Raw genomic sequence first — 17,990 nt, 5'->3', positions numbered from 1 at the left:
TTTTCTTATTTTATATAGTCATTATATAAATAATAGCTTATGAAGGCAAAAAAAATAAGCTGGGCTGCAGCTCATTTTTTTGCGGAATGAATGACCTCATTTAAGCGCTTTAATACAACACGCCGAGTGAAAATCCCTTCGAATACTTGCTCTTCATTTTCCACACAAACAAATCCATTATTCGTCACAGCGTGAACGCCTTTTAAAACAGGATCGGTCGTTTTCAGTCTTGGAATATCTGATAGCATGACCTCTTCTACCTTCAATTGGTCGAGCTTTTCAAATTCAATTCGTTCTAAGCCAAAGATTTTATCCATGATCATATTAGTTCCAATTAATCCATGAAGGTGATAAGAAGCATCCAGAACAGGTATGGCTGTATATCCTGTTTTTGTCAGGACCAATAGGGCGTGCTCAAGATTATTTCCAATTTGAACGTGTGCCACTTTATCTGCATCAATCATATGCTCAGCTACTGTTGACTCAAGTAATTGAGCCGGTTCTATCTCTATCATGTTTCTTCGACCCCTTTTCTCTCAATCATCAATCATACATTCCCCTTTAACATTAAGCATAAACTAAAACGAATTTTGTCGAAAGATTTTTTTCTGCATAAAAAAGATACTCAGCGTAGAGTATCTAATAGAATGTTCAATCGATATTAATTCTCAAACCTTACTCTGTCATACAATGTGATCAATTTCTTATACGTATTGTCGTCGACATTTTTTGTTCCACATTCTATATCATTGATCTCACTGCTTAGTAATTCGACAGCATATTCCTGATTCAGTAATACGTTTAATAATAGCTTTTTCTCTTCTTCATTAAAACGATTTTCGATGACGCTCATTCAACATCAGGCCCCCTGTTTCATATATGCTTTTATATTGATTAGCAGGCGTTTGAATGTCTGCTTCCTCTCTATACAGCTAGAATAAGGAACTAGAATCGAATCGTCAACCGCACGTTTCGACAACGTTTGGAGAAAAATGACGGAATTTATTTTGTGTATCGATTGGCGTAGCAAAATGCTGCGTATGAGTCGGGTTTTATTTTTGCTTCAATTCCCATGGCTGTGATCATTCCGGTCATTTCCTGGATCAGCTCTTTTGTACTTCCTTTTTTGCCAATATCTAGATGGACTTCAAAACGAAGGTCTGCCCCTTCCTCAGCAAACGGAAGAAGCAAATCCATCAGTTCTGTTAAAGGTCCCTCAAGGATGTCTGCACATACCTTTTGGCTAAACGCTGTCTCTAATGAAATTTTTTCTCTAAGACTTTGTACAGGCCGATTCAACACTTGCTGCGTGAGACAGCCCCAAGCTCCTTTGCCGATCCGGTGAAGATGAATTGCAGTCATAAATGTTGTGACATTCTGATTGACCTGAGAGTCCGTACCAATTGATAGTACATAAACAGATCTCGGGTCTTTTTGAATAAAGTCTTTCATTCTCATGACAACATCAGAAAACGCTAAATGCTCTTCAGAAAGATTAAAGAAAAAAGAATCACTCACAGAAAGGAACTCCTTTTCAATGGTCTCTTATCCGAATATTGCACTGAATGATCATCTTCCATTTGTTCATCACTTATGAAGTGTATGCTTCCGCAATCAACGAAGGAATTCTTAGAAAAAACATTTCATACGATTCAGCTTAGGATTGTAGAAGCTCAAAAATCTCAATCGAAATCATATCAATGTTGTCAAATGGGAAAGTGTTTGGCTTATCCCCTTGTTGAAAAACAGTCAATTCAAACGTTTGATTCTTTTCGAAATACTTAACACTACAGATTTTCTCACCGTTCACTTCGAAATAACGCTGTGCCGGCTCGTTTGCAGCTTCTGCTGTCTCTTGAAGACTTTGCAGCCTTGTAATGATACCCATTAATTGTGACATTCTAAAAAAAGACTCCTTTCAAAAAAACAACTCAAGATGAACCCGTATTGATTATACACAAGTCCTACAAAGCATCATACCATAAAGTGTTCTCAGATGATATTTTTCCTCTTGAATTCAAAAAAAGAAAAAGAATCTGTTTTTTTATTTTGAGTCTTTTTTCTTATCTCATGCATCTTGTTTTTTATAAACCGGCCGATCTCATCAAGCGTTTCGCAATTTCGTCAAAATCTTCTTTTGAAATACCTGGAGCAAACTCTTCCGGCAAATCTCTATAATCTGGCACGGGTGCACCTTTTGGTGTGCCCTCAATAACTGTCAGCGGCTTTCCATCAATTGGATGGTTTCCTTTCCAAATTTGATTGATATCCTTATAATCCGTGTCACTAAATGTATACAGCTTTGTATGAACATTTTGATCTTCAAACTTTCTTGCAGAATCAAAGTATTTATTGTCGAGATTTGGAATCGGCAGCATCTTCCCAACATCTACTCCTGTCGCTACCTCAAGGGCTTTTGCATACGCCACAACATGTACGCCGCCTCTGACAAGTAAATAACCGATCATTTCTCTTGCCGTAGGGTGATCCGTCATTTCATATACGCGCATTTTATGCGTACGAGCTCCGCACTCTAGGAAGAAGTTATGAAGAAGATCCAGAATCAGATTACCACTTGAGAACACATTCTCACCTGTCCACGGCTTTGCCATGGAGTCAAACGGATAGCCTGTTTGTGCCGTTTGGATAAAATGCTGCGTATTTCGTTTATCAACAGCCGCTTTCATCGGGGTCGTATCTGGATCGCCCCCATGGGTGGTTCCCGTAATCATGAGATTGACTGCAGTTGTCACAAGCTCTACATGACCGAATTCTTCAGCTGTAATACTTGATACAAGATCATAAAATGGTTTGAGCTTTCGTTTCCCTCTAAAGTTAAACGATTGAAACATGTAGTTGTTTAATGTGGACATTTCACCAAATTTTCCGCCGAGTAATTCTTGCACAGCCGCTGCACCATTTGCATCTGGGTGATCTGGCATTGGTAAATCAATCAGCAGCCGTTTGTCACGTTTGATCATGACTTTTCCCTCCTACTGTCTAACTATCATCATTTAAGGTGTATGGATGAATTGGGATGTCCTATGCATGAAGGGAATGATTGGCGCACAAAAAAAACTTGGCGGGGGTAGCGCCAAGTTTTTTGGATCTTGATCTGATAGAGGGGTTGGGGAACAGAGAGTAGCTTCTCTCTATAACTAAATGATAATGATTATCAGTTTCATTGTCAACCATTTTTTCTATCTTTTTTCTAATAAAAAAACAGCCATGTCGGCTGCTTTTAAATTAATCCTTCCTGCTCATATAGATAAGCATACGGAAGATCTACAAACAAATACACGTCTCCCTCTAACGGATAAGAAAACGTACGTATTCGTTCTCCAGTTTCTAAATCACTGTAGATATCGCTGAAAAATCCTTTTCCGCTAATTCTCATTTGAAGAATATTCGCTAGAAAATAAGGGCGCCAGCTCCAGTTTTTCTCTATATACTCTGGCTGAAACAGCCATTCTTTCTCTTTCTTAAACACATTCCCAGTGATTTGAAACCCTTCTTCATTACACATATAAATGCGAAAGCTGCAATCGGTTAGTTCATGTGCCAGTTTTTGTATAAGTTCATCATTTGTGCTGCATGATTTTTTTAACGTACTGACGGCTTGATGTATTCGCTTATAAAAGGTTTCAGAATGTTCATAGACAGCTTGGAGTTTCTTTTTCTCATGGGCAATGAATTGCTGAAATTCTTCTTTAAGCCGCTCTTTTCGTTTGTTCCGGTCAATTAATTGTGCCGCAGGCTCGTGAAGGTAGAAGCCTTGAAAATATCTTCCGCCATTTCTCCATGCATATTGCAGCTGAAAATTCGCTTCAATATCTTCATAGATTAAAGCCGCTCCTATTTTTCTTGCAAGAAGTGAAATGCTGTATAACACATATTCATAGGAAGGAGATGGAGACGAAGCTCTTAAAGCCTGTAGATCTATTTTTAATAGATCAGGTGAAAGCAGAGCAATCCGGTCAAGATTGCTGCTTTCTTTTCCTATATTAGATACGGCGATTTTGATCCCATATGTACGATAATACGTTAACGTATGGTAAAGCTGTTCAATGTCGCCGCTAAACGTATGTTCAGTAATTTCAATGACAAACCGGCTAAGCTGAATACCCTTTGCTTCATATTCTTTTAAAAGTTCTAAAAAACTTTCGCCATGATCAAGCATGAGGACATTCGCATCATGATTAATAAAGATGAGCAAATCTTCATCTGCGGTTGTGAAGAGATCAAGCGCTTGACTTAATACTTTGTGATCTACTTCCAATTTATATTCGTCAGGAATAGATGAATCCGTAAAGAAGGAGCCTAGACTAACTGTTCCCGACTCAAGCTTCATTCTTCCAAGAATCTCATAGCCTATCACTTTTTGTTCCTCCGCACTGAAGATCGCTTGATAGTGCGGGAAAACATCTTCAATATTCGTTAAAATATCCAATGGATCGACCATTTTCATCACCTGCTTCTCTCTTTGTGTGATTATACCATATCAAAAGCAGGTCTTACACGGTCATTCAAAATGGTGATTGGTTGAGCCATTGCCCCCCATCCATCGTGATACAATCTCCATTAATATAAGATGCATGCTCAGATAATAAGAAACTCGCAAGTTCTGCAATTTCTTCTGGTGTACCAAGTCTACCGAGCGGAACACTATCTAATGTTCTTTGGGCAGCCTCTTCAGATTCCCACAGTTTATCAGCACCACCTGTTCTTTCAATGGGCCCCGGCGCAATGGCATTTACGCGAATGCGATATTGCTTTCCCCATTCGACTGCAAGCGTTCGGGTAAGTGATAGTACGCCTGCTTTTGCGGCTGCTGAATGCGCTACACCAACACCAGCCCCCCATGCATATGTGGCGACCATGTTGATCATACTTCCGCTTTTCTTTTGACGAATCCAATAGTTGCCCACTGCATGGCTGCAAAAAAAGGTGCCATTTAGCACAATATCAATGACCGCTTTCCAGCCGTTAGGAGACAGTTTTTCTGCTGGAACTAAAAAGTTGCCTGCTGCGTTATTGATGAGTGCATCCACATCACCAAATGTATCTACTGCAAACTTCACCATTTGATCAGCATCTTCTGGATGTCGCACGTCCATTTGAAAATAAGCGATCGAACCACCTTGCTGTTTGATTTCATTTGCCGTTGTTTCAAGGGTCTCTTCTGTTCTTCCAGTAATCAAAACATTCCAGCCCCCGAGTGCCAAATGAGTCGCCATCGCCTTTCCCATTCCGCTTGATCCCCCTGTGACAATCACTGTTTGCTTCGTCATTTGTTCTCCCCCTTTGTGTGTTTTGAATGACTATTCATTCATTATCCATCTATCATATCATGATTTCCCCTCCATACACCATATGGGAGATTCATCAAAAATCATGCTATACTTAATTTTATTTTTAAAGGAGTCTTATATGAAGCAACTTTCCCGTAGGCAATTTTTAAAAGGAGCAGCTGGTGCGAGTATTCTCGGACTTTTGGCGACCACATCCGGTTATGGCTATGCTCGGTACATTGAGCCGCGCATGATCGACACCGTATCACTCACCATTCATGATGCTCAGCTACCGGCTTCTTTTGACCAGTTTAAAATTGCGCAATTTAGTGATGTTCATTTAAGTGATACATTTTCGGCAAAAGATTTAGAGACTGTTGTCCAAAAGATCAACGCTGCATCTCCCGATCTCATTGTGTTTACAGGTGATCTTGTTGATTTTGAATCATCGATTGAAGAACATGAAAAAGCCAAAGCCTCTTTGTCTAAGCTTGATGCTCCGTTTGGAAAGTTTGCCATATGCGGAAATCATGACTACGGACCATTTGGCATTGATCTATATGAGGAAACGATGAAAGCTTGTGGTTTTACATTATGTAAAAATGAAGTGTTTCACTTAGAAAAAGAAGGCGGACGCATACAGATCGCTACACTGGATGATCTCATGATGAGTATGCCTGATTACCATTTCATCAAACGAGAAGTCTCTTCTGATCTCTTTACGTTATTGCTTGTGCATGAGCCTGATGCGGCACTAGAGCTTGAAACAACACCTATTAACTTGCAGCTTTCTGGGCATACGCATGGTGGTCAAATACAGCTTCCTTTCTATGGACCGATTCTCACAGCACCTTTTGGGCGTACATATGTCGAAGGCTTATACGGTAGCTATCAGCACCGTATCTATGTCAACCGCGGGCTTGGGACAACTAGACTGCCGCTTCGGTTTTTAGCCAAACCTGAAATCACTTTTTTCACCTTAACATCTCACGTGTAAAGAGAAGCCAAATCACCTTTTCCTGCATATGTATAAACAAAGATCATTCTCATGACAAATGTTAGGAGAAACCTTATCGGTCCTGATCCCGTCCATATAGTATATGTGAGGCGGGGATCATGGCTTCTTTTATTTGAGTAAAAGGAGTGTGCTTTCGTGCTGCGATACACGGTAAAAAGTGGAGAAACACTTGCTTCTATAGCACTTGATTTTCGAACAACGACAGATGCTTTAAAGGCTGCAAATCCGTCACTTCAAACCCGCGAGCCAGAACAAAATGAAGTCATCATCATCCCTGGGTTACCGGATCCTAACACGATCCCTTACCGCATATCTGTGTCAATTTCAGCGAAACGTCTCGTACTGTTTTCTGGATCACAGCTCTTGCGCTCATACCCGATCGCAACTGGCAGAATATTAAACATGACACCGACAGGTTCTTATTATATTGTCAACAGACAGCCAAACCCAGGAGGTCCCTTTGGCGCCTATTGGCTGAGCCTTTCAAAAGTTCATTACGGCATCCATGGAACGAATAACCCGTCTTCAATTGGTAAAGCTGTGTCTAGAGGGTGCATTCGCATGTACAATCAGAATGTCATCGAACTTGCTTCAATAGTTCCAAATGGAACACCTGTGACCATTAGCCAGTAGGAGAAATCAATTGTACGAATGGTTAAAATTTTATATGATAGAAAGTGGGATCTTCAGGTTAAGGAGCGTATTTATGGATATTTTTAAAAACAGAAATTTTGTTCGTCTCTTTTTTGCAGCACTTGCCTCGCAAATGGGGACAACAGTAGGCAATATGGCGTTTGCCTTTTATTTGCTCGACCATTTTAGTCATCAGCCCGCTTACGCCACTTTAGCAGAGTTAATGTATTCACTGCCTACAATCTTTGTCTTTTTTATGGTCGGTGTGGTCGCAGACCGTTTTGATCGTAAAAAAGTCGCAGAGAATTGTGATTGGATACGAGCTGGGCTGACAATCGTTTTATTTATCGTCATTTATTTTAATTCACTGCCGCTTATTTTCTTGATCTTGTTTATACGAAGTGCCATTACGAAGTTCTTCTATCCAGCTGAAGCCTCTCTCGTTCAGGCCATTTTAAATAAAGATCAATATGCAAAAGCGGCTGGTTTAAATCAAATGCTGTTTAGTTTATTTATGGTATTTGGTGTTGGAATTGGTGCCATTATGTATAAAACGATTGGACTTCACGGTGCCATTACCATTGATTTGGTCAGTTTTATTATTTCCGGTATTCTCATTCGATCATGCAATATTCCAATTGAAGCACGACAGCCAAATGGACAAGCAGGCTGGAAAGGCATGACCGTTAAGACGTCTCTAAAAGATTTTAAAGAAGGCATTCTCTATATTTTAAAAAATAAATTATTGGCTTCTTTAATTTTCGGCTTTTTTGTTTTTGGTCTTGTGAATGGCGCATTTGCCGTTCTTCCGATGTTTACAATGAAATACGGTCTTTCACCGGACCATTTTGAACTGCATACATCCTTTTTTACGATCGCAATCGGTGCCGGCCTTCTAGTTGGAAGCTTACTTGGCTCTATTCTTGCGAAAAAGGTAAAGATGCAATATCTCATGTCGATTCCAATTCTAGTTGCAGGTATTTTAATTTTTGTCCTTGGTTCTACCCATACATTATGGTTATTTTATGTCACATCATTTGTCATTGGTACATGTATTGGTCCAGTCAACATTGTCATTGGAGGCTGGCTCCCAAGAATTGTTCACCCTCGTCTGATGGGACGCGTATCAGGGTGGGTTGATCCGCTCACCATGTTTGCACAATCAATGACGCTAGGTTTAATTGCCGTGTTATTTCCAAAGCTCATCACCAATGTTTCTTACATTTATTACGGAATGGGTATTATTATTTTACTCGTTTTCCTTTTTTACTTCATTACACTGCCAAAGTTCAGCAGAGAAGCTGCCGACTTAGATGTACAGCGTGAATTAAAAGGGCAGGGAGTACAATAGATGAAGCAAAAAGGGCTAAAATAATGTTTATTTTAGCCCTTTTTCTTCTTTTCAGCGTGATAGAAAACCTTTGCAGTCTAGGAAGGGCGAGTAATGGAGCGGAGCGAATTTCACATTCGTGAGCACCAGCACGCAGGACTGACAAAGATTGCGAGGGTTTGTCTACACGCTGAAAGGACTTTCTTCTATAGAAAGTCCTTTTTTCATGGGTGTAACATAAACGACGATTATTTTTTCTGCTCATGGAAATGATTCGAAGCAAAATGAACGATTCTATCGACTGTATAAATGCTAATAAATAAGATGAGAAAAAGAAGAAAAGGATGAATCGGCCGATCATCTATCACGTACACAATGCCTCCAACCACAAAAGCGACCAATAAAGGCGTTAAAATATCTTTCAATCTAAACCATCCTTTCTGTTCTCATTGACTTTGATCTTCATATTTTATAATATATTTTCCTTTTTATAAAATAAAAGGAATGTGCATAAAATTGCAACAATTTTAATAAAAAACCTTTACATTATTGGAAGTTTTATAGTAGGATAGTCAGGTTGGAGGTGAGGGGTATGCTAAAAAGCTATTATTTTATTCATTCAAAAAATGATCAAGGACAATATGTTGTACATACAGAAGACTGCGCATTTTTAGGTGATGCAGCAAGCCGTACATTGATTGGTCTGCACATGAACAGTGAAAGCGCCATGGATGAAGCCAAAAAAATGACGAGTGAAACTGATTTTAACGGCTGTTTTTACTGTGCTTATTCTAGCCATACGAAATAGTCCATGTTTTTAAGCCATATGTTCGACTTTGATTGTCTTGCATATGGTAGATTTTACACGATGAACCATCTATACATTGATAAACTACCCATTGATTCAAATAGGTAGTTATCTTGTTATGATAGTTCACTTTGTATACATTTCACTAAATCCTCTAATGATCGAAAACAAACGATCTTTTAACTTATGCACCCTACTGCATCTTTTACCAATGCTCAGCCAATTCCTACCACTTGAATATTTAACATAATGGTATGCTTTTCATCTAAAACAGCGAGACATTCATCATAAAAGTGATAGAAAGATGTGTCGACCTCTTCAAATTTCAGCAAGGTTTCAACATCATGATTTTTGGCTATTTTAAATAATAACCATGTAATCTTATTGCTTTTTACAATAACTCTATTTGCAATTTACTAATAAAATCGTATAATTTATACTAAGCACAGGAAGACGAAAGACAAAGGAGAGAAAAAATGGACGATTATGCTCATACTAAAGACATAGAACCTACAGCAGAAAACATCGCAAAAGCCATTTATACTGTTAACCGCCATGCTAAAACCGCACCAAATCCCAAGTTTCTTTATCTTTTGAAAAAACGTGCGCTGCAAAAACTATTGCAAGAAGGTAAAGGAAGAAAAGTGGGCCTACATTTCTCTAACAATCCCAAATATAGTCAACAACAGTCCGACGTGCTGATTGAAATTGGAGATTATTATTTTCATCTGCCACCAACTAAAGAAGACTTCGAATTTTTGCCACACTTAGGAAATTTAAATCAATCATATCGCAATCCAAAAGCGAATATGTCATTAAATCGAGCGAAACAAATACTTCAAACGTATGTCGGTTTAAAAGAAAAACCTGCCGCCACAAAACAAAAATCACATTATACAAAACCCGTCTTCAAACGGCTCGGGGAAAGTTATTTTTAAACAGAAAAACCACTCAAAGCGAGTGGTTTTTCAGATTATGGACAAAGGGCTAAAATGTTGTTTATTTTAGCTCTTTGTCTTCTTTTCAGCGTGATAGAAAACCTTTGCAGCTCTAGGAAGGACGAGTACTGGCGCGGAGCGAATTTGACATTCGTGAGCACCAGCACGCAGGACTGACAAAGAATGCGAGGGTTTGTCTACACGCTGAAAAACCACTCAAAGCGAGTGGTTTTTTCTTTAGATAATAAAATGATCTACTTTTTCAATCAACTGATGAATTTCTGGTTTACTAATTTGATCATCTGCACCGATGGTTTCCCCTTTATGACGCAGATCGTCCGTAATTAATGAAGAGAAAATGAGAATTGGAATGGACTGTGTTAAAGGATTGTCCTTCAGCAGCTTTGTTAATCGATGTCCATCCATTTTTGGCATTTCTATATCCGTAATAATCATATCAATTTCTTCTGTCACACTAATGCCTTTACTGACAAGATCCATGACATGGTCATATGCTTGTTTCCCATCTTCAAAGGTCACAATGTTTTTATAGCCTGCCTCGGTTAATTCATTTGTTAATAAGCGCATAAGAAGCGGAGAATCTTCAACAACATACAGCTTCTTCCCTGTTCTTCTCTCGTCTTTCTCACCGTCAAACATATGATATGTGTCTACACCAGATGCGGATTCAATATCATAGATGATTTTTTCGTAATCTGGAAGGAAAATCATTTTCTCGTCAAGCTTGATGATCCCTGTTAAATGACGATCCATTCCTTGATTGAGTGCAGTTGGTTTTTCAATCTCTTCCCAGCTGACGCGGTGAATTTGTGATACCGTTCCTGTATGGAACACAAATTTCCGTTGGTTGAATTCAGTCACAATGTATTTCTCTTGTTCTGACTGATCTGACTCGACATTAAAAAAGGAAAATAGATTGATGACTGGTAAAATCTCGCCTCGTAAACTAATCATTCCTTCTACATCTTGGTGAGAGTGCGGTACAACTGTCACCTCAACTGGCTGAATAATTTCTCTTACTTTCATGACGTTAATGCCGAATTGATTTGAACCAATTTCAAACTTCACAATTTCCAATTCATTAGTACCAGAGTCAAGTAAAATTTCTTGTTTGTTTAAAGCCACGGAAATCCCTCTATTCTTCAATATAAGATTGTACTTTTTATATCGGCAGCATGGGTAAAAAGTTGACGTTTCTTTACGCTTTCTCTCGCACGAATTGATGAATCACAAGTCCTATGGCTGCAAGGATGAGCAAAGACCCTAATGCAAGACGGCTTGCGAGATTCCCATGTGCTGCAAATAGCAGTGTGACGGAGCCATAAATGATGGGACCGACGATTGAAGACACCTTTCCCGAAAACGCAAAGAGCCCAAAAAATTGTCCTCGTTTTTCTTTAGGCGTCAGCTCAATAATGAGGATTCGTGATGATCCCCAGCTCGCGCCAAGTGAAATTCCAAATAAACTGCCTGCTACCCAGAAGACCCATTCAGTTGTCGCTGTCACAGCTAGAATGAGCGCCACAATTAAAATGACATACACGACTGTAATCGAGCGCTTTGCCCCGATGGCCTTTGTGACATATCCGAATAGAAACGAGCCAATGATACTTGAAATCGTGGACACAAGATAAAGCAAAATAAATTGACCTGCCGTAAAACCAATGATAATTTTTGCATAAACAGCCATCATCGCAATCGCTGTCTGCAACGCATCATTCATAAAAAAGAAAGCGATCATAAAAATAAAGGCCGGTTTGTACTGCTTCATCTCTTTAAACGTACGAATAATCTCTTTATACCCGCTGAAAAAAGACGACTTTTTCTCTTGCTGCGGGAGAGGTTGAGGATCTTTTATAATAAAGAGAAAGGGCAGAAAAAAGAGAAAGAATAAAAGGGCTGTCGGAATAAATGCTTCATGAAACTGGTCATTTCCTACAAGTAAATAAACAGAAAGGCCGACAAGTGTACCTAAATAGCCGACAGCAATACCGAATCCAGAAATGAGGGGGATTTCATCCTTTGTCCCAAGATCGGGCAAAATGGTGTCATAAAAAACAAGACTAGAGTGATAGAAAAATTTGGCGATGACGAACAAGGTAACCACCACCAATAAGGAGACAGGAAGACCAAACCATTCGCTTGAGAAATCAATCCCAGCAAAGATCCCCATCATAAAGGTACAGGCAATACAAATCAGGGTAAACACCGTGATATACCGCTTCTTTTTCCCTGTACGATCAATCAGCACACCATATAAAGGCGTAAAAATGACGAGGAAAAAGCTTGCAAGTGCGTTCGCATAAGAAATAAATGTACTGGCGATTTGATCCATCCTCGCACTGTCGCCTATCGTCTCCTGCAAGTAAAATGGGAAGAAAATGGTGATCATATTCGATGAAAATATCGTATTTGCAAAATCATACAATGCCCAGGCCAAAACAGGTGCTGTGAAAAAGAGCCCGAAGCTTGCCCCTTTTTTCTGAACGGTCATTTTCCCTCTTTTCAATAGATTGACTCCCTTCTCTGCTTTATTTTCACTATCATTCTACTTTATGTGACGTTTCCCTCTTCCATACAAGCAATCTATACAAAAAGCACCCCGTACTATTTAGCAGAGGTGCTTCTTTTCATTATTTCTTTACGACAATGGTACTTGCAATCAAGTCGTGAAGTGCTTGTTTTTTTTCTGTGAAAAACGCAATGATGTAGCCAATGAATAAGATTGGAGACAAAAAGCCTTTTGCAAAAAAGCGGCCTGTCGCGCGCCCGAATGTTATTTTTCCACCCGTTACTTTTGTCACTTTGATGCCAAGAGCCATCTTGCCAAGAGTTCCTTGCAACTTTGATGATTCCATGATCGCATAATAAAGCCAAGTCACCGCGATACCGATTAAGGTCGTTACGCCATAGAAAAAGAGAAGGCCCACAATGACTGCCCATTCTTCATCCGTGATCACCGTTGAAGAATAGTAATAGCTATCATCATACATTAAAAATGCCGCCTCAGGGCTTGAGACAAAAAAGAGTGTTGCGAGAATAAATACAATGATTGAAAATGGTACACTAATAATGACACCGTCTAAAAGATGAGCAAGAAAACGATAACCTACTCCAGCTAGTTCAGGATGTTTTTCTTCTTGAATAGGTGCTTCTGACATGTTTGTTTCCATCCTATTTCTCCTTTATTATGTATGTTTTCTATAAATTTCTTATAATCATTCGTTATTATATCTTATGAATATCGCAAGATCAATGGAGCTTTACATTTTTACATGAATTTTAGATCATTTTTCAATGATGATTTATGTGAATAAATACTGAAAATTCACGAAAATTATGGCACATCTAGTTCTTTCAACGCCTGATTTTTTAACATTTTGTGATATTTTCCTCTCATTTCGATTCTTCTGTTGACAATCACGTTTCACATGGTACAATAGTCAAGGATTTTTTAAAGAAAGGTGTTCATTATGGGAACTGTCGTACTATTAAAGAACAACGAAATGACTGTGATTGAAGATATTTGCGAAGCTGATTTTTTAGATATGAAACATGGTTTATCTAATGAAGATACTGCTTATATCTCTTGGTATGAAGATTACGATACTGCTTATGGATATTAATTTCATTTCATAGATGAAGCGTAAAAAAAGGCGATACAACCTTCAAAGAGGTGGTATCGCCTTTTTACGTTTGTGTGCTTCTTTCACTTTCAGGTTCTACATGAATAAAGATTTGTGCATGCGGAAACGCCTGCTGGATGTTCTCTTCAATTCTATCACATAATTGGTGAACATCTTCAATGGTTGTTTTTCCATGAACAATCAAATGGAAGTCAATATATTCTTCAGCACCGGATCGTCTTGTTCGAAAGTCATGATATTCAATGAATTCTTGGCTGAATGTTTGAATGATGGCCTCTATCGCTTGTTCTTCTTCCGGGGTTAACCGGGCGTCGACAAGCGGCGGGAAGGCTTCCTTCATGAGTTTAAACGCTTCACGCATAATATAGAGCGCTAGCACCATTCCAATAATCGGATCGAGGAAATACCAGTCCGTTAATGCAACAAGCAATAAACTAATGGCAACCCCTAGTGACGTAAACACATCTGTTAAAAGATGCAGTGCATTCGATTTCATAGCAACAGAATGTACTCGCTCTGCCTCTTTGTTCACAACTCTCGACACAGCAAAATTGATAAGTGCCCCGATCAGCATGACCACAATACCAAGTACCGGCAGTTTAACAGGCTCTGGATGCATTAATTTATGAACACATTCATAAATGATCCAAATCCCAGCAACAAAAATCAACAAAGTTTCAATCGTTCCAGAAATATTCTCAACTTTCCCATGTCCATAAGGATGTTTTGAATCTGCCGGCTTTCTTGAAATACGAACAGAGATAAATGCAATAAAAGAGGCCATTAAATCGAGAAAAGAGTGAATGGCTTCTGATAAAACCGCAACAGATCCAGTTAACACCCCTACAATGATTTTAAGGACCACAACAAACGTATTACTCATGACGGATAAAAAGGCTATTTTCGATGTCTTTGCTGATTGATCCATCTATTATCGTCCTCCTTCAGGAGATCGTATGCCTGTGAAAGCAATTCCCATGACTCGATTCTCTCGTTCTTTCAGTTTATACCGTTTTGCCTTATTCTAATCATCTTAAGCAGAGCTGTATTTTCCGAGCAGGTTACGCTATAATAAATGTTGCTCTTTCTTCATATATCACTCATGCTGTGATGGATAGGAGAATAGACTACATATAACGATATCCGAAGCCTTTCCGCAGGTGACATTTATGCAGTGAATGGTAAAATAGGATAAAAACATAAATTTTTAAGGTGATGAGAAATGGAGCATTTGCTGAATCCAAGAGTAAAGGATATTGAAATTTCAGGCATTCGAACATTTTCAAATCTCGTATCTTCATATGAGGATGTCGTTTCATTGACCATAGGTCAGCCCGATTTTTATACGCCGCATCATGTCAAAACAGCTGCCAAAACAGCCATTGACGAGAATTTCACCTCGTATACTCATAATGCTGGATTTTTAGAGCTAAGACAAGCGATCCAGCAGTACATCAAAAAGAAAGTCCATCTTGATTATGATGCAGAGACAGAAATCATTGTGACAACAGGTGCGAGTCAAGCAATTGATGCTGCGTTTCGAACCATTTTGACTGAAGGCGATGAGGTCATCCTGCCCGGCCCTGTGTACCCTGGCTATGAACCGATCATTCGGATGTGCGGTGCGGTGCCTGTGCATATCGACACAACAAATGCCGGTTTTAAATTAAACGCCAAGCTGATTGAAGATGCATTAACGGAAAAGACAAAGTGTGTTGTCCTTCCATACCCTTCAAATCCAACTGGGGTCACGCTATTAGAAGAAGAATTGAAAGAAATTGCACAGCTTCTTGAAGGAAAGGATATTTTTATTCTATCTGATGAAATTTATAGTGAGCTGACATTTGATCGTCCACATCATTCCATTGCTTCTTTCTTAAAGGAACAGACGATTGTCATCAATGGATTGTCAAAATCTCATAGCATGACCGGATGGAGAATCGGCTTTTTATTTGCTTCCGCTCCTATTGCTAAACATGTATTAAAAGTACATCAATATAACGTGTCTTGTGCCTCGGCTATCTCACAAAAGGCGGCACTTGAAGCAGTGACAAATGGTGTGGATGATGCACTGATCATGAGAGAGCAATATAAGAAAAGACTCGACTATGTATATGATCGACTCATTTCTATGGGGCTTCCGGTCATTAAGCCTTCCGGCGCTTTTTATATTTTCCCTTCCATTGAATCGTTTGGGATGAGTTCATTTGATTTTTGCATGGAGTTGTTAGAAAGTACAAGACTTGCGGTCGTACCTGGTTCTGCTTTCTCTTCACTCGGAGAAGGATATGTGCGCCTTTCCTATGCATATTCACTTGAAACGTTAAAAGAAGGACTTGACCGTCTCGAACAATTTGTTCTTGAAAAGCGTTCCATACAATCAATAGACGGATGAAACAACGGCTCTCTTGCCGTTGTTTTTATTTTGCGGGAAACATGATGTGAAACACAGTCCCTTTCTCTGGGTGGCTATCTACCCGGATGGTTCCGTTGTGATTTTCTAAAATATTAAATGTCACCATGAGCCCAAGTCCTGTTCCCTTTTCTTTTGTTGTTAAAAAAGGTTCACCGATCCGCTTCATGACCGATTCAGGAATACCAATTCCTTCATCTCTAATCGTGACAAGTATCCCTTCTTTTTCGGCTTTGGCGGTAATGTCTACCTTCCCTCCGTCCGGCATGGATTCGACGGCATTTTTGATTAAATTGATAAACACCTGCTTCAGCTGGTTTTGATCCCCATTCATCAGAAGATCCTCCTCGATATCACTTGTGTTCATCAAAATTCCATTTAAGTTGGCCTGTGTCTCTAACAGAGCGGTGACTTCGCTAATGATTTTTTTCAAATCAAGCGTCTGCATGGATGCTGTTTGCTGCGGCTTCGCAAGCATTAGTAGCTCACTTAAGATGATTTCAATCCGGCTCAGCTCAGAGAAGACAATTTCAAAATATTGATCACGGTCTTTTGTTTTTGGTTTAATGAGCTGTAAAAAGCCCTTAATCGCCGTCAGTGGATTCCTTATTTCGTGTGCAATACCTGCTGCCAATTGACCTGCGATTGATAATTTTTCAGAGCGCAGCATGAGTTCTTCTGTCTGTTTTCGTTCAGATATATCTCTTAAAATAATTTGAACGGCTGTTTCACCAAAAAATGTGGTAGGGATACAAACCATTTCTGTATAAATCAACCGGTGTTTAAACGTATGGCAGCTCATCGTCACAATCTCAGAATCTGATGCTCTTTCGATTATACGTGATAAGCTCTTTTTGACTTTTTGTTGATCACATGAATGGATTTGATGAAAGATATCTTTTCCGATTAATTTATCGTAATGTTCGGCTTCAAATAATTTAATACCTGATTCATTCATAAATACCCATTTATGATCGTGGATGACGGCAATGGTATCAATAGAATTTTGGATAAGCAGCTGATACCGCTCTCTACTTTTTTGAAGAACGGTTTGAAATTTTTTACGGGAAGAGATGTCCACTAATAGTAAAAGTTCTGCCCGTTGATTTTGATAAATTGCCGGAGATGACTTCACTTCAATATGAATCATGCTCCCGTCTTTCCTTTTCCATATTTGTTCAATCATTCCGACTGGAAGGCCTTGCTGCAGTCTTTTGATTCGGCTTCTCACAATGTCATGGTACTCCTCGGCAATAAAATCAAACGCAGACTTGCCGATCATTTCATCTTTTGTACATACACCCATTAATTGCAGCATCGCATCGTTGGCATACACAATTTTCCCAAGCGCCGTAATACATAACGGATTTGGCAGCATGGCAATCAGATTTTCAGCTTCACTGACATCTTGGAAAGCCGGTAGACTGCCTAACGACTGTTCTGACACTTCTGTTGGTTGAAATGCTGCTTTTTGAGGCTCTGTATTCATTACCCTCATTTTCAGGATCATTTCTCTACTTAAATCGTTGTCTAACCCATCACAAGCAACAAAATCAATGCTTGCTTCTACCCATACAGCTGTAAGATCACTTCTAAGCAGTCTAAAGTGGCAAATCTCTAGCATGTGCTGATTATAGAAATAACTTTCGACGAGAAATTGATCTTCGGTATGAACAAAGTCTTTCAAAAAACACCCTAGTAAATCCTTTTGTTCATAGAGCAAAAGCTGCTTACAATTGGAAGAAATGTAGAGAAAGCGGCCATTAGAAGAAAGAACGGCATGTAAATCAATATTCGAGTACAGCTGATTCGAATCTTTCATTTTTTGTTCCATCGTCGTCCGACCCTCCTTTAATTTTTTTAGGGCTGTCCTTAGTTTGATGTATAAAAA

The 17,990-nt window shown here is 39.2% G+C and carries 20 protein-coding genes; 7 read left to right on the top strand and 13 right to left on the bottom strand.

All coding sequences use genetic code 11. The annotated features are described in order from the left end of the window. Window positions 1–71: 71 nt before the first annotated feature. From cbpB to fadH, 7 genes are all read right to left on the bottom strand, one after another. Window positions 72–515, bottom strand: a complete 444-nt coding sequence (gene cbpB / locus ID12_RS11520; protein WP_007498671.1) for a cyclic-di-AMP-binding protein CbpB — start codon at window positions 513–515, stop codon at window positions 72–74. 146 nt (window positions 516–661) lie between these two features. Next, complete coding sequence (gene abbA / locus ID12_RS11515) at window positions 662–853, bottom strand: antirepressor AbbA (RefSeq protein WP_008347999.1); 192 nt, start codon at window positions 851–853, stop codon at window positions 662–664. A 149-nt stretch (window positions 854–1,002) separates the two neighbouring features. Beyond that, window positions 1,003–1,518, bottom strand: coding sequence for a ribonuclease H-like YkuK family protein (locus ID12_RS11510; RefSeq protein WP_008348001.1), 516 nt, complete (start codon window positions 1,516–1,518; stop codon window positions 1,003–1,005). Between the two features lie 139 nt (window positions 1,519–1,657). Then, on the bottom strand, window positions 1,658–1,900 hold the full coding sequence (locus tag ID12_RS11505; RefSeq protein ID WP_003212254.1) for a YkuJ family protein: 243 nt from the start codon (window positions 1,898–1,900) through the stop codon (window positions 1,658–1,660). 184 nt (window positions 1,901–2,084) lie between these two features. Next, window positions 2,085–2,981, bottom strand: coding sequence for a manganese catalase family protein (locus tag ID12_RS11500; protein WP_007498675.1), 897 nt, complete (start codon window positions 2,979–2,981; stop codon window positions 2,085–2,087). A 260-nt stretch (window positions 2,982–3,241) separates the two neighbouring features. Further along, complete coding sequence (locus ID12_RS11495; RefSeq protein ID WP_029575468.1) at window positions 3,242–4,462, bottom strand: EAL domain-containing protein; 1,221 nt, start codon at window positions 4,460–4,462, stop codon at window positions 3,242–3,244. A gap of 64 nt (window positions 4,463–4,526) precedes the next feature. Next, window positions 4,527–5,291 (bottom strand): 2,4-dienoyl-CoA reductase, encoded by a 765-nt coding sequence (fadH, locus tag ID12_RS11490; RefSeq protein ID WP_007498678.1) that lies wholly within the window; start codon window positions 5,289–5,291, stop codon window positions 4,527–4,529. A 139-nt stretch (window positions 5,292–5,430) separates the two neighbouring features. Here fadH and ID12_RS11485 point away from each other — a divergent pair, with 139 nt between their 5' ends. The 3 genes from ID12_RS11485 to ID12_RS11475 all read left to right on the top strand — a co-directional run bounded on the left by ID12_RS11485 (window position 5,431) and on the right by ID12_RS11475 (window position 8,293). Then, on the top strand, window positions 5,431–6,288 hold the full coding sequence (locus tag ID12_RS11485) for a metallophosphoesterase (RefSeq protein ID WP_039963342.1): 858 nt from the start codon (window positions 5,431–5,433) through the stop codon (window positions 6,286–6,288). A 156-nt stretch (window positions 6,289–6,444) separates the two neighbouring features. Beyond that, window positions 6,445–6,942: a L,D-transpeptidase family protein gene (locus ID12_RS11480; protein ID WP_019743906.1), complete on the top strand. Its 498-nt coding sequence runs from the start codon at window positions 6,445–6,447 to the stop codon at window positions 6,940–6,942. 73 nt (window positions 6,943–7,015) lie between these two features. Beyond that, window positions 7,016–8,293, top strand: a complete 1,278-nt coding sequence (locus tag ID12_RS11475; RefSeq protein ID WP_008348012.1) for an MFS transporter — start codon at window positions 7,016–7,018, stop codon at window positions 8,291–8,293. 227 nt (window positions 8,294–8,520) lie between these two features. Here the strand turns inward: ID12_RS11475 and ID12_RS19375 are convergent, their stop codons facing one another. Beyond that, the gene (locus ID12_RS19375; protein WP_008348014.1) at window positions 8,521–8,697 is read right to left on the bottom strand and encodes a hypothetical protein; all 177 of its coding nucleotides are present in this window, start codon (window positions 8,695–8,697) and stop codon (window positions 8,521–8,523) included. Window positions 8,698–8,864: 167 nt separating this feature from the next. On the opposite strand from ID12_RS19375, the gene ID12_RS11470 reads away from it, so the two are divergent. Together ID12_RS11470 and ID12_RS11465 are read left to right on the top strand one after the other, a co-directional pair. Further along, window positions 8,865–9,080: a hypothetical protein gene (locus tag ID12_RS11470; protein WP_048001613.1), complete on the top strand. Its 216-nt coding sequence runs from the start codon at window positions 8,865–8,867 to the stop codon at window positions 9,078–9,080. Between the two features lie 476 nt (window positions 9,081–9,556). Next, entirely contained in the window at window positions 9,557–10,018 is a 462-nt protein-coding gene (locus ID12_RS11465; protein WP_008356877.1) for a YkyB family protein, read from the top strand. Window positions 10,019–10,255: 237 nt separating this feature from the next. Here ID12_RS11465 and ID12_RS11460 read toward each other — a convergent pair whose 3' ends face one another. The 3 genes from ID12_RS11460 to ID12_RS11450 all read right to left on the bottom strand — a co-directional run bounded on the left by ID12_RS11460 (window position 10,256) and on the right by ID12_RS11450 (window position 13,212). Next, entirely contained in the window at window positions 10,256–11,164 is a 909-nt protein-coding gene (locus ID12_RS11460; protein WP_008348035.1) for a chemotaxis protein, read from the bottom strand. A gap of 73 nt (window positions 11,165–11,237) precedes the next feature. After that, window positions 11,238–12,548, bottom strand: coding sequence for an MFS transporter (locus ID12_RS11455; RefSeq protein ID WP_017359426.1), 1,311 nt, complete (start codon window positions 12,546–12,548; stop codon window positions 11,238–11,240). 124 nt (window positions 12,549–12,672) lie between these two features. Further along, the gene (locus ID12_RS11450; RefSeq protein ID WP_007498690.1) at window positions 12,673–13,212 is read right to left on the bottom strand and encodes an RDD family protein; all 540 of its coding nucleotides are present in this window, start codon (window positions 13,210–13,212) and stop codon (window positions 12,673–12,675) included. A 300-nt stretch (window positions 13,213–13,512) separates the two neighbouring features. Between ID12_RS11450 and ID12_RS19370 the strand changes: the two genes are divergently transcribed. Next, window positions 13,513–13,665, top strand: a complete 153-nt coding sequence (locus ID12_RS19370; protein ID WP_008348040.1) for a hypothetical protein — start codon at window positions 13,513–13,515, stop codon at window positions 13,663–13,665. A 64-nt stretch (window positions 13,666–13,729) separates the two neighbouring features. On the opposite strand, the gene ID12_RS11445 is transcribed toward ID12_RS19370, so the two are convergent. Next, window positions 13,730–14,614: a cation diffusion facilitator family transporter gene (locus ID12_RS11445; RefSeq protein WP_048001615.1), complete on the bottom strand. Its 885-nt coding sequence runs from the start codon at window positions 14,612–14,614 to the stop codon at window positions 13,730–13,732. A gap of 294 nt (window positions 14,615–14,908) precedes the next feature. On the opposite strand from ID12_RS11445, the gene ID12_RS11440 reads away from it, so the two are divergent. Next, window positions 14,909–16,081 (top strand): aminotransferase A, encoded by a 1,173-nt coding sequence (locus tag ID12_RS11440; RefSeq protein WP_007498694.1) that lies wholly within the window; start codon window positions 14,909–14,911, stop codon window positions 16,079–16,081. Window positions 16,082–16,106: 25 nt separating this feature from the next. On the opposite strand, the gene ID12_RS11435 is transcribed toward ID12_RS11440, so the two are convergent. Beyond that, on the bottom strand, window positions 16,107–17,933 hold the full coding sequence (locus ID12_RS11435; protein ID WP_024719664.1) for a PAS domain-containing sensor histidine kinase: 1,827 nt from the start codon (window positions 17,931–17,933) through the stop codon (window positions 16,107–16,109). Window positions 17,934–17,990: the final 57 nt, after the last annotated feature.

This window comes from Bacillus altitudinis, from assembly GCF_001191605.1.
GTDB lineage: Bacteria > Bacillota > Bacilli > Bacillales > Bacillaceae > Bacillus > Bacillus altitudinis.
The sequence above is the reverse complement of the archived record's forward strand: the minus strand, read 5'-3'. Positions and strand labels throughout refer to the sequence as shown.

Bases quoted from the DNA above. Each gene is read 5' to 3' on its own strand.
- ID12_RS11470 (WP_048001613.1), top strand. From the start codon at position 8,865: ATGCTAAAAAGCTATTATTTTATTCATTCAAAAAATGATCAAGGACAA.
- ID12_RS19370 (WP_008348040.1), top strand. From the start codon at position 13,513: ATGGGAACTGTCGTACTATTAAAGAACAACGAAATGACTGTGATTGAA.
- ID12_RS11465 (WP_008356877.1), top strand. From the start codon at position 9,557: ATGGACGATTATGCTCATACTAAAGACATAGAACCTACAGCAGAAAAC.
- ID12_RS11495 (WP_029575468.1), bottom strand. From the start codon at position 4,462: ATGGTCGATCCATTGGATATTTTAACGAATATTGAAGATGTTTTCCCG.
- ID12_RS11505 (WP_003212254.1), bottom strand. From the start codon at position 1,900: ATGTCACAATTAATGGGTATCATTACAAGGCTGCAAAGTCTTCAAGAG.
- abbA (WP_008347999.1), bottom strand. From the start codon at position 853: ATGAGCGTCATCGAAAATCGTTTTAATGAAGAAGAGAAAAAGCTATTA.
- ID12_RS11475 (WP_008348012.1), top strand. From the start codon at position 7,016: ATGGATATTTTTAAAAACAGAAATTTTGTTCGTCTCTTTTTTGCAGCA.
- fadH (WP_007498678.1), bottom strand. From the start codon at position 5,291: ATGACGAAGCAAACAGTGATTGTCACAGGGGGATCAAGCGGAATGGGA.
- ID12_RS11500 (WP_007498675.1), bottom strand. From the start codon at position 2,981: ATGATCAAACGTGACAAACGGCTGCTGATTGATTTACCAATGCCAGAT.
- cbpB (WP_007498671.1), bottom strand. From the start codon at position 515: ATGATAGAGATAGAACCGGCTCAATTACTTGAGTCAACAGTAGCTGAG.
- ID12_RS11485 (WP_039963342.1), top strand. From the start codon at position 5,431: ATGAAGCAACTTTCCCGTAGGCAATTTTTAAAAGGAGCAGCTGGTGCG.
- ID12_RS11440 (WP_007498694.1), top strand. From the start codon at position 14,909: ATGGAGCATTTGCTGAATCCAAGAGTAAAGGATATTGAAATTTCAGGC.
- ID12_RS11450 (WP_007498690.1), bottom strand. From the start codon at position 13,212: ATGGAAACAAACATGTCAGAAGCACCTATTCAAGAAGAAAAACATCCT.
- ID12_RS11445 (WP_048001615.1), bottom strand. From the start codon at position 14,614: ATGGATCAATCAGCAAAGACATCGAAAATAGCCTTTTTATCCGTCATG.
- ID12_RS11435 (WP_024719664.1), bottom strand. From the start codon at position 17,933: ATGGAACAAAAAATGAAAGATTCGAATCAGCTGTACTCGAATATTGAT.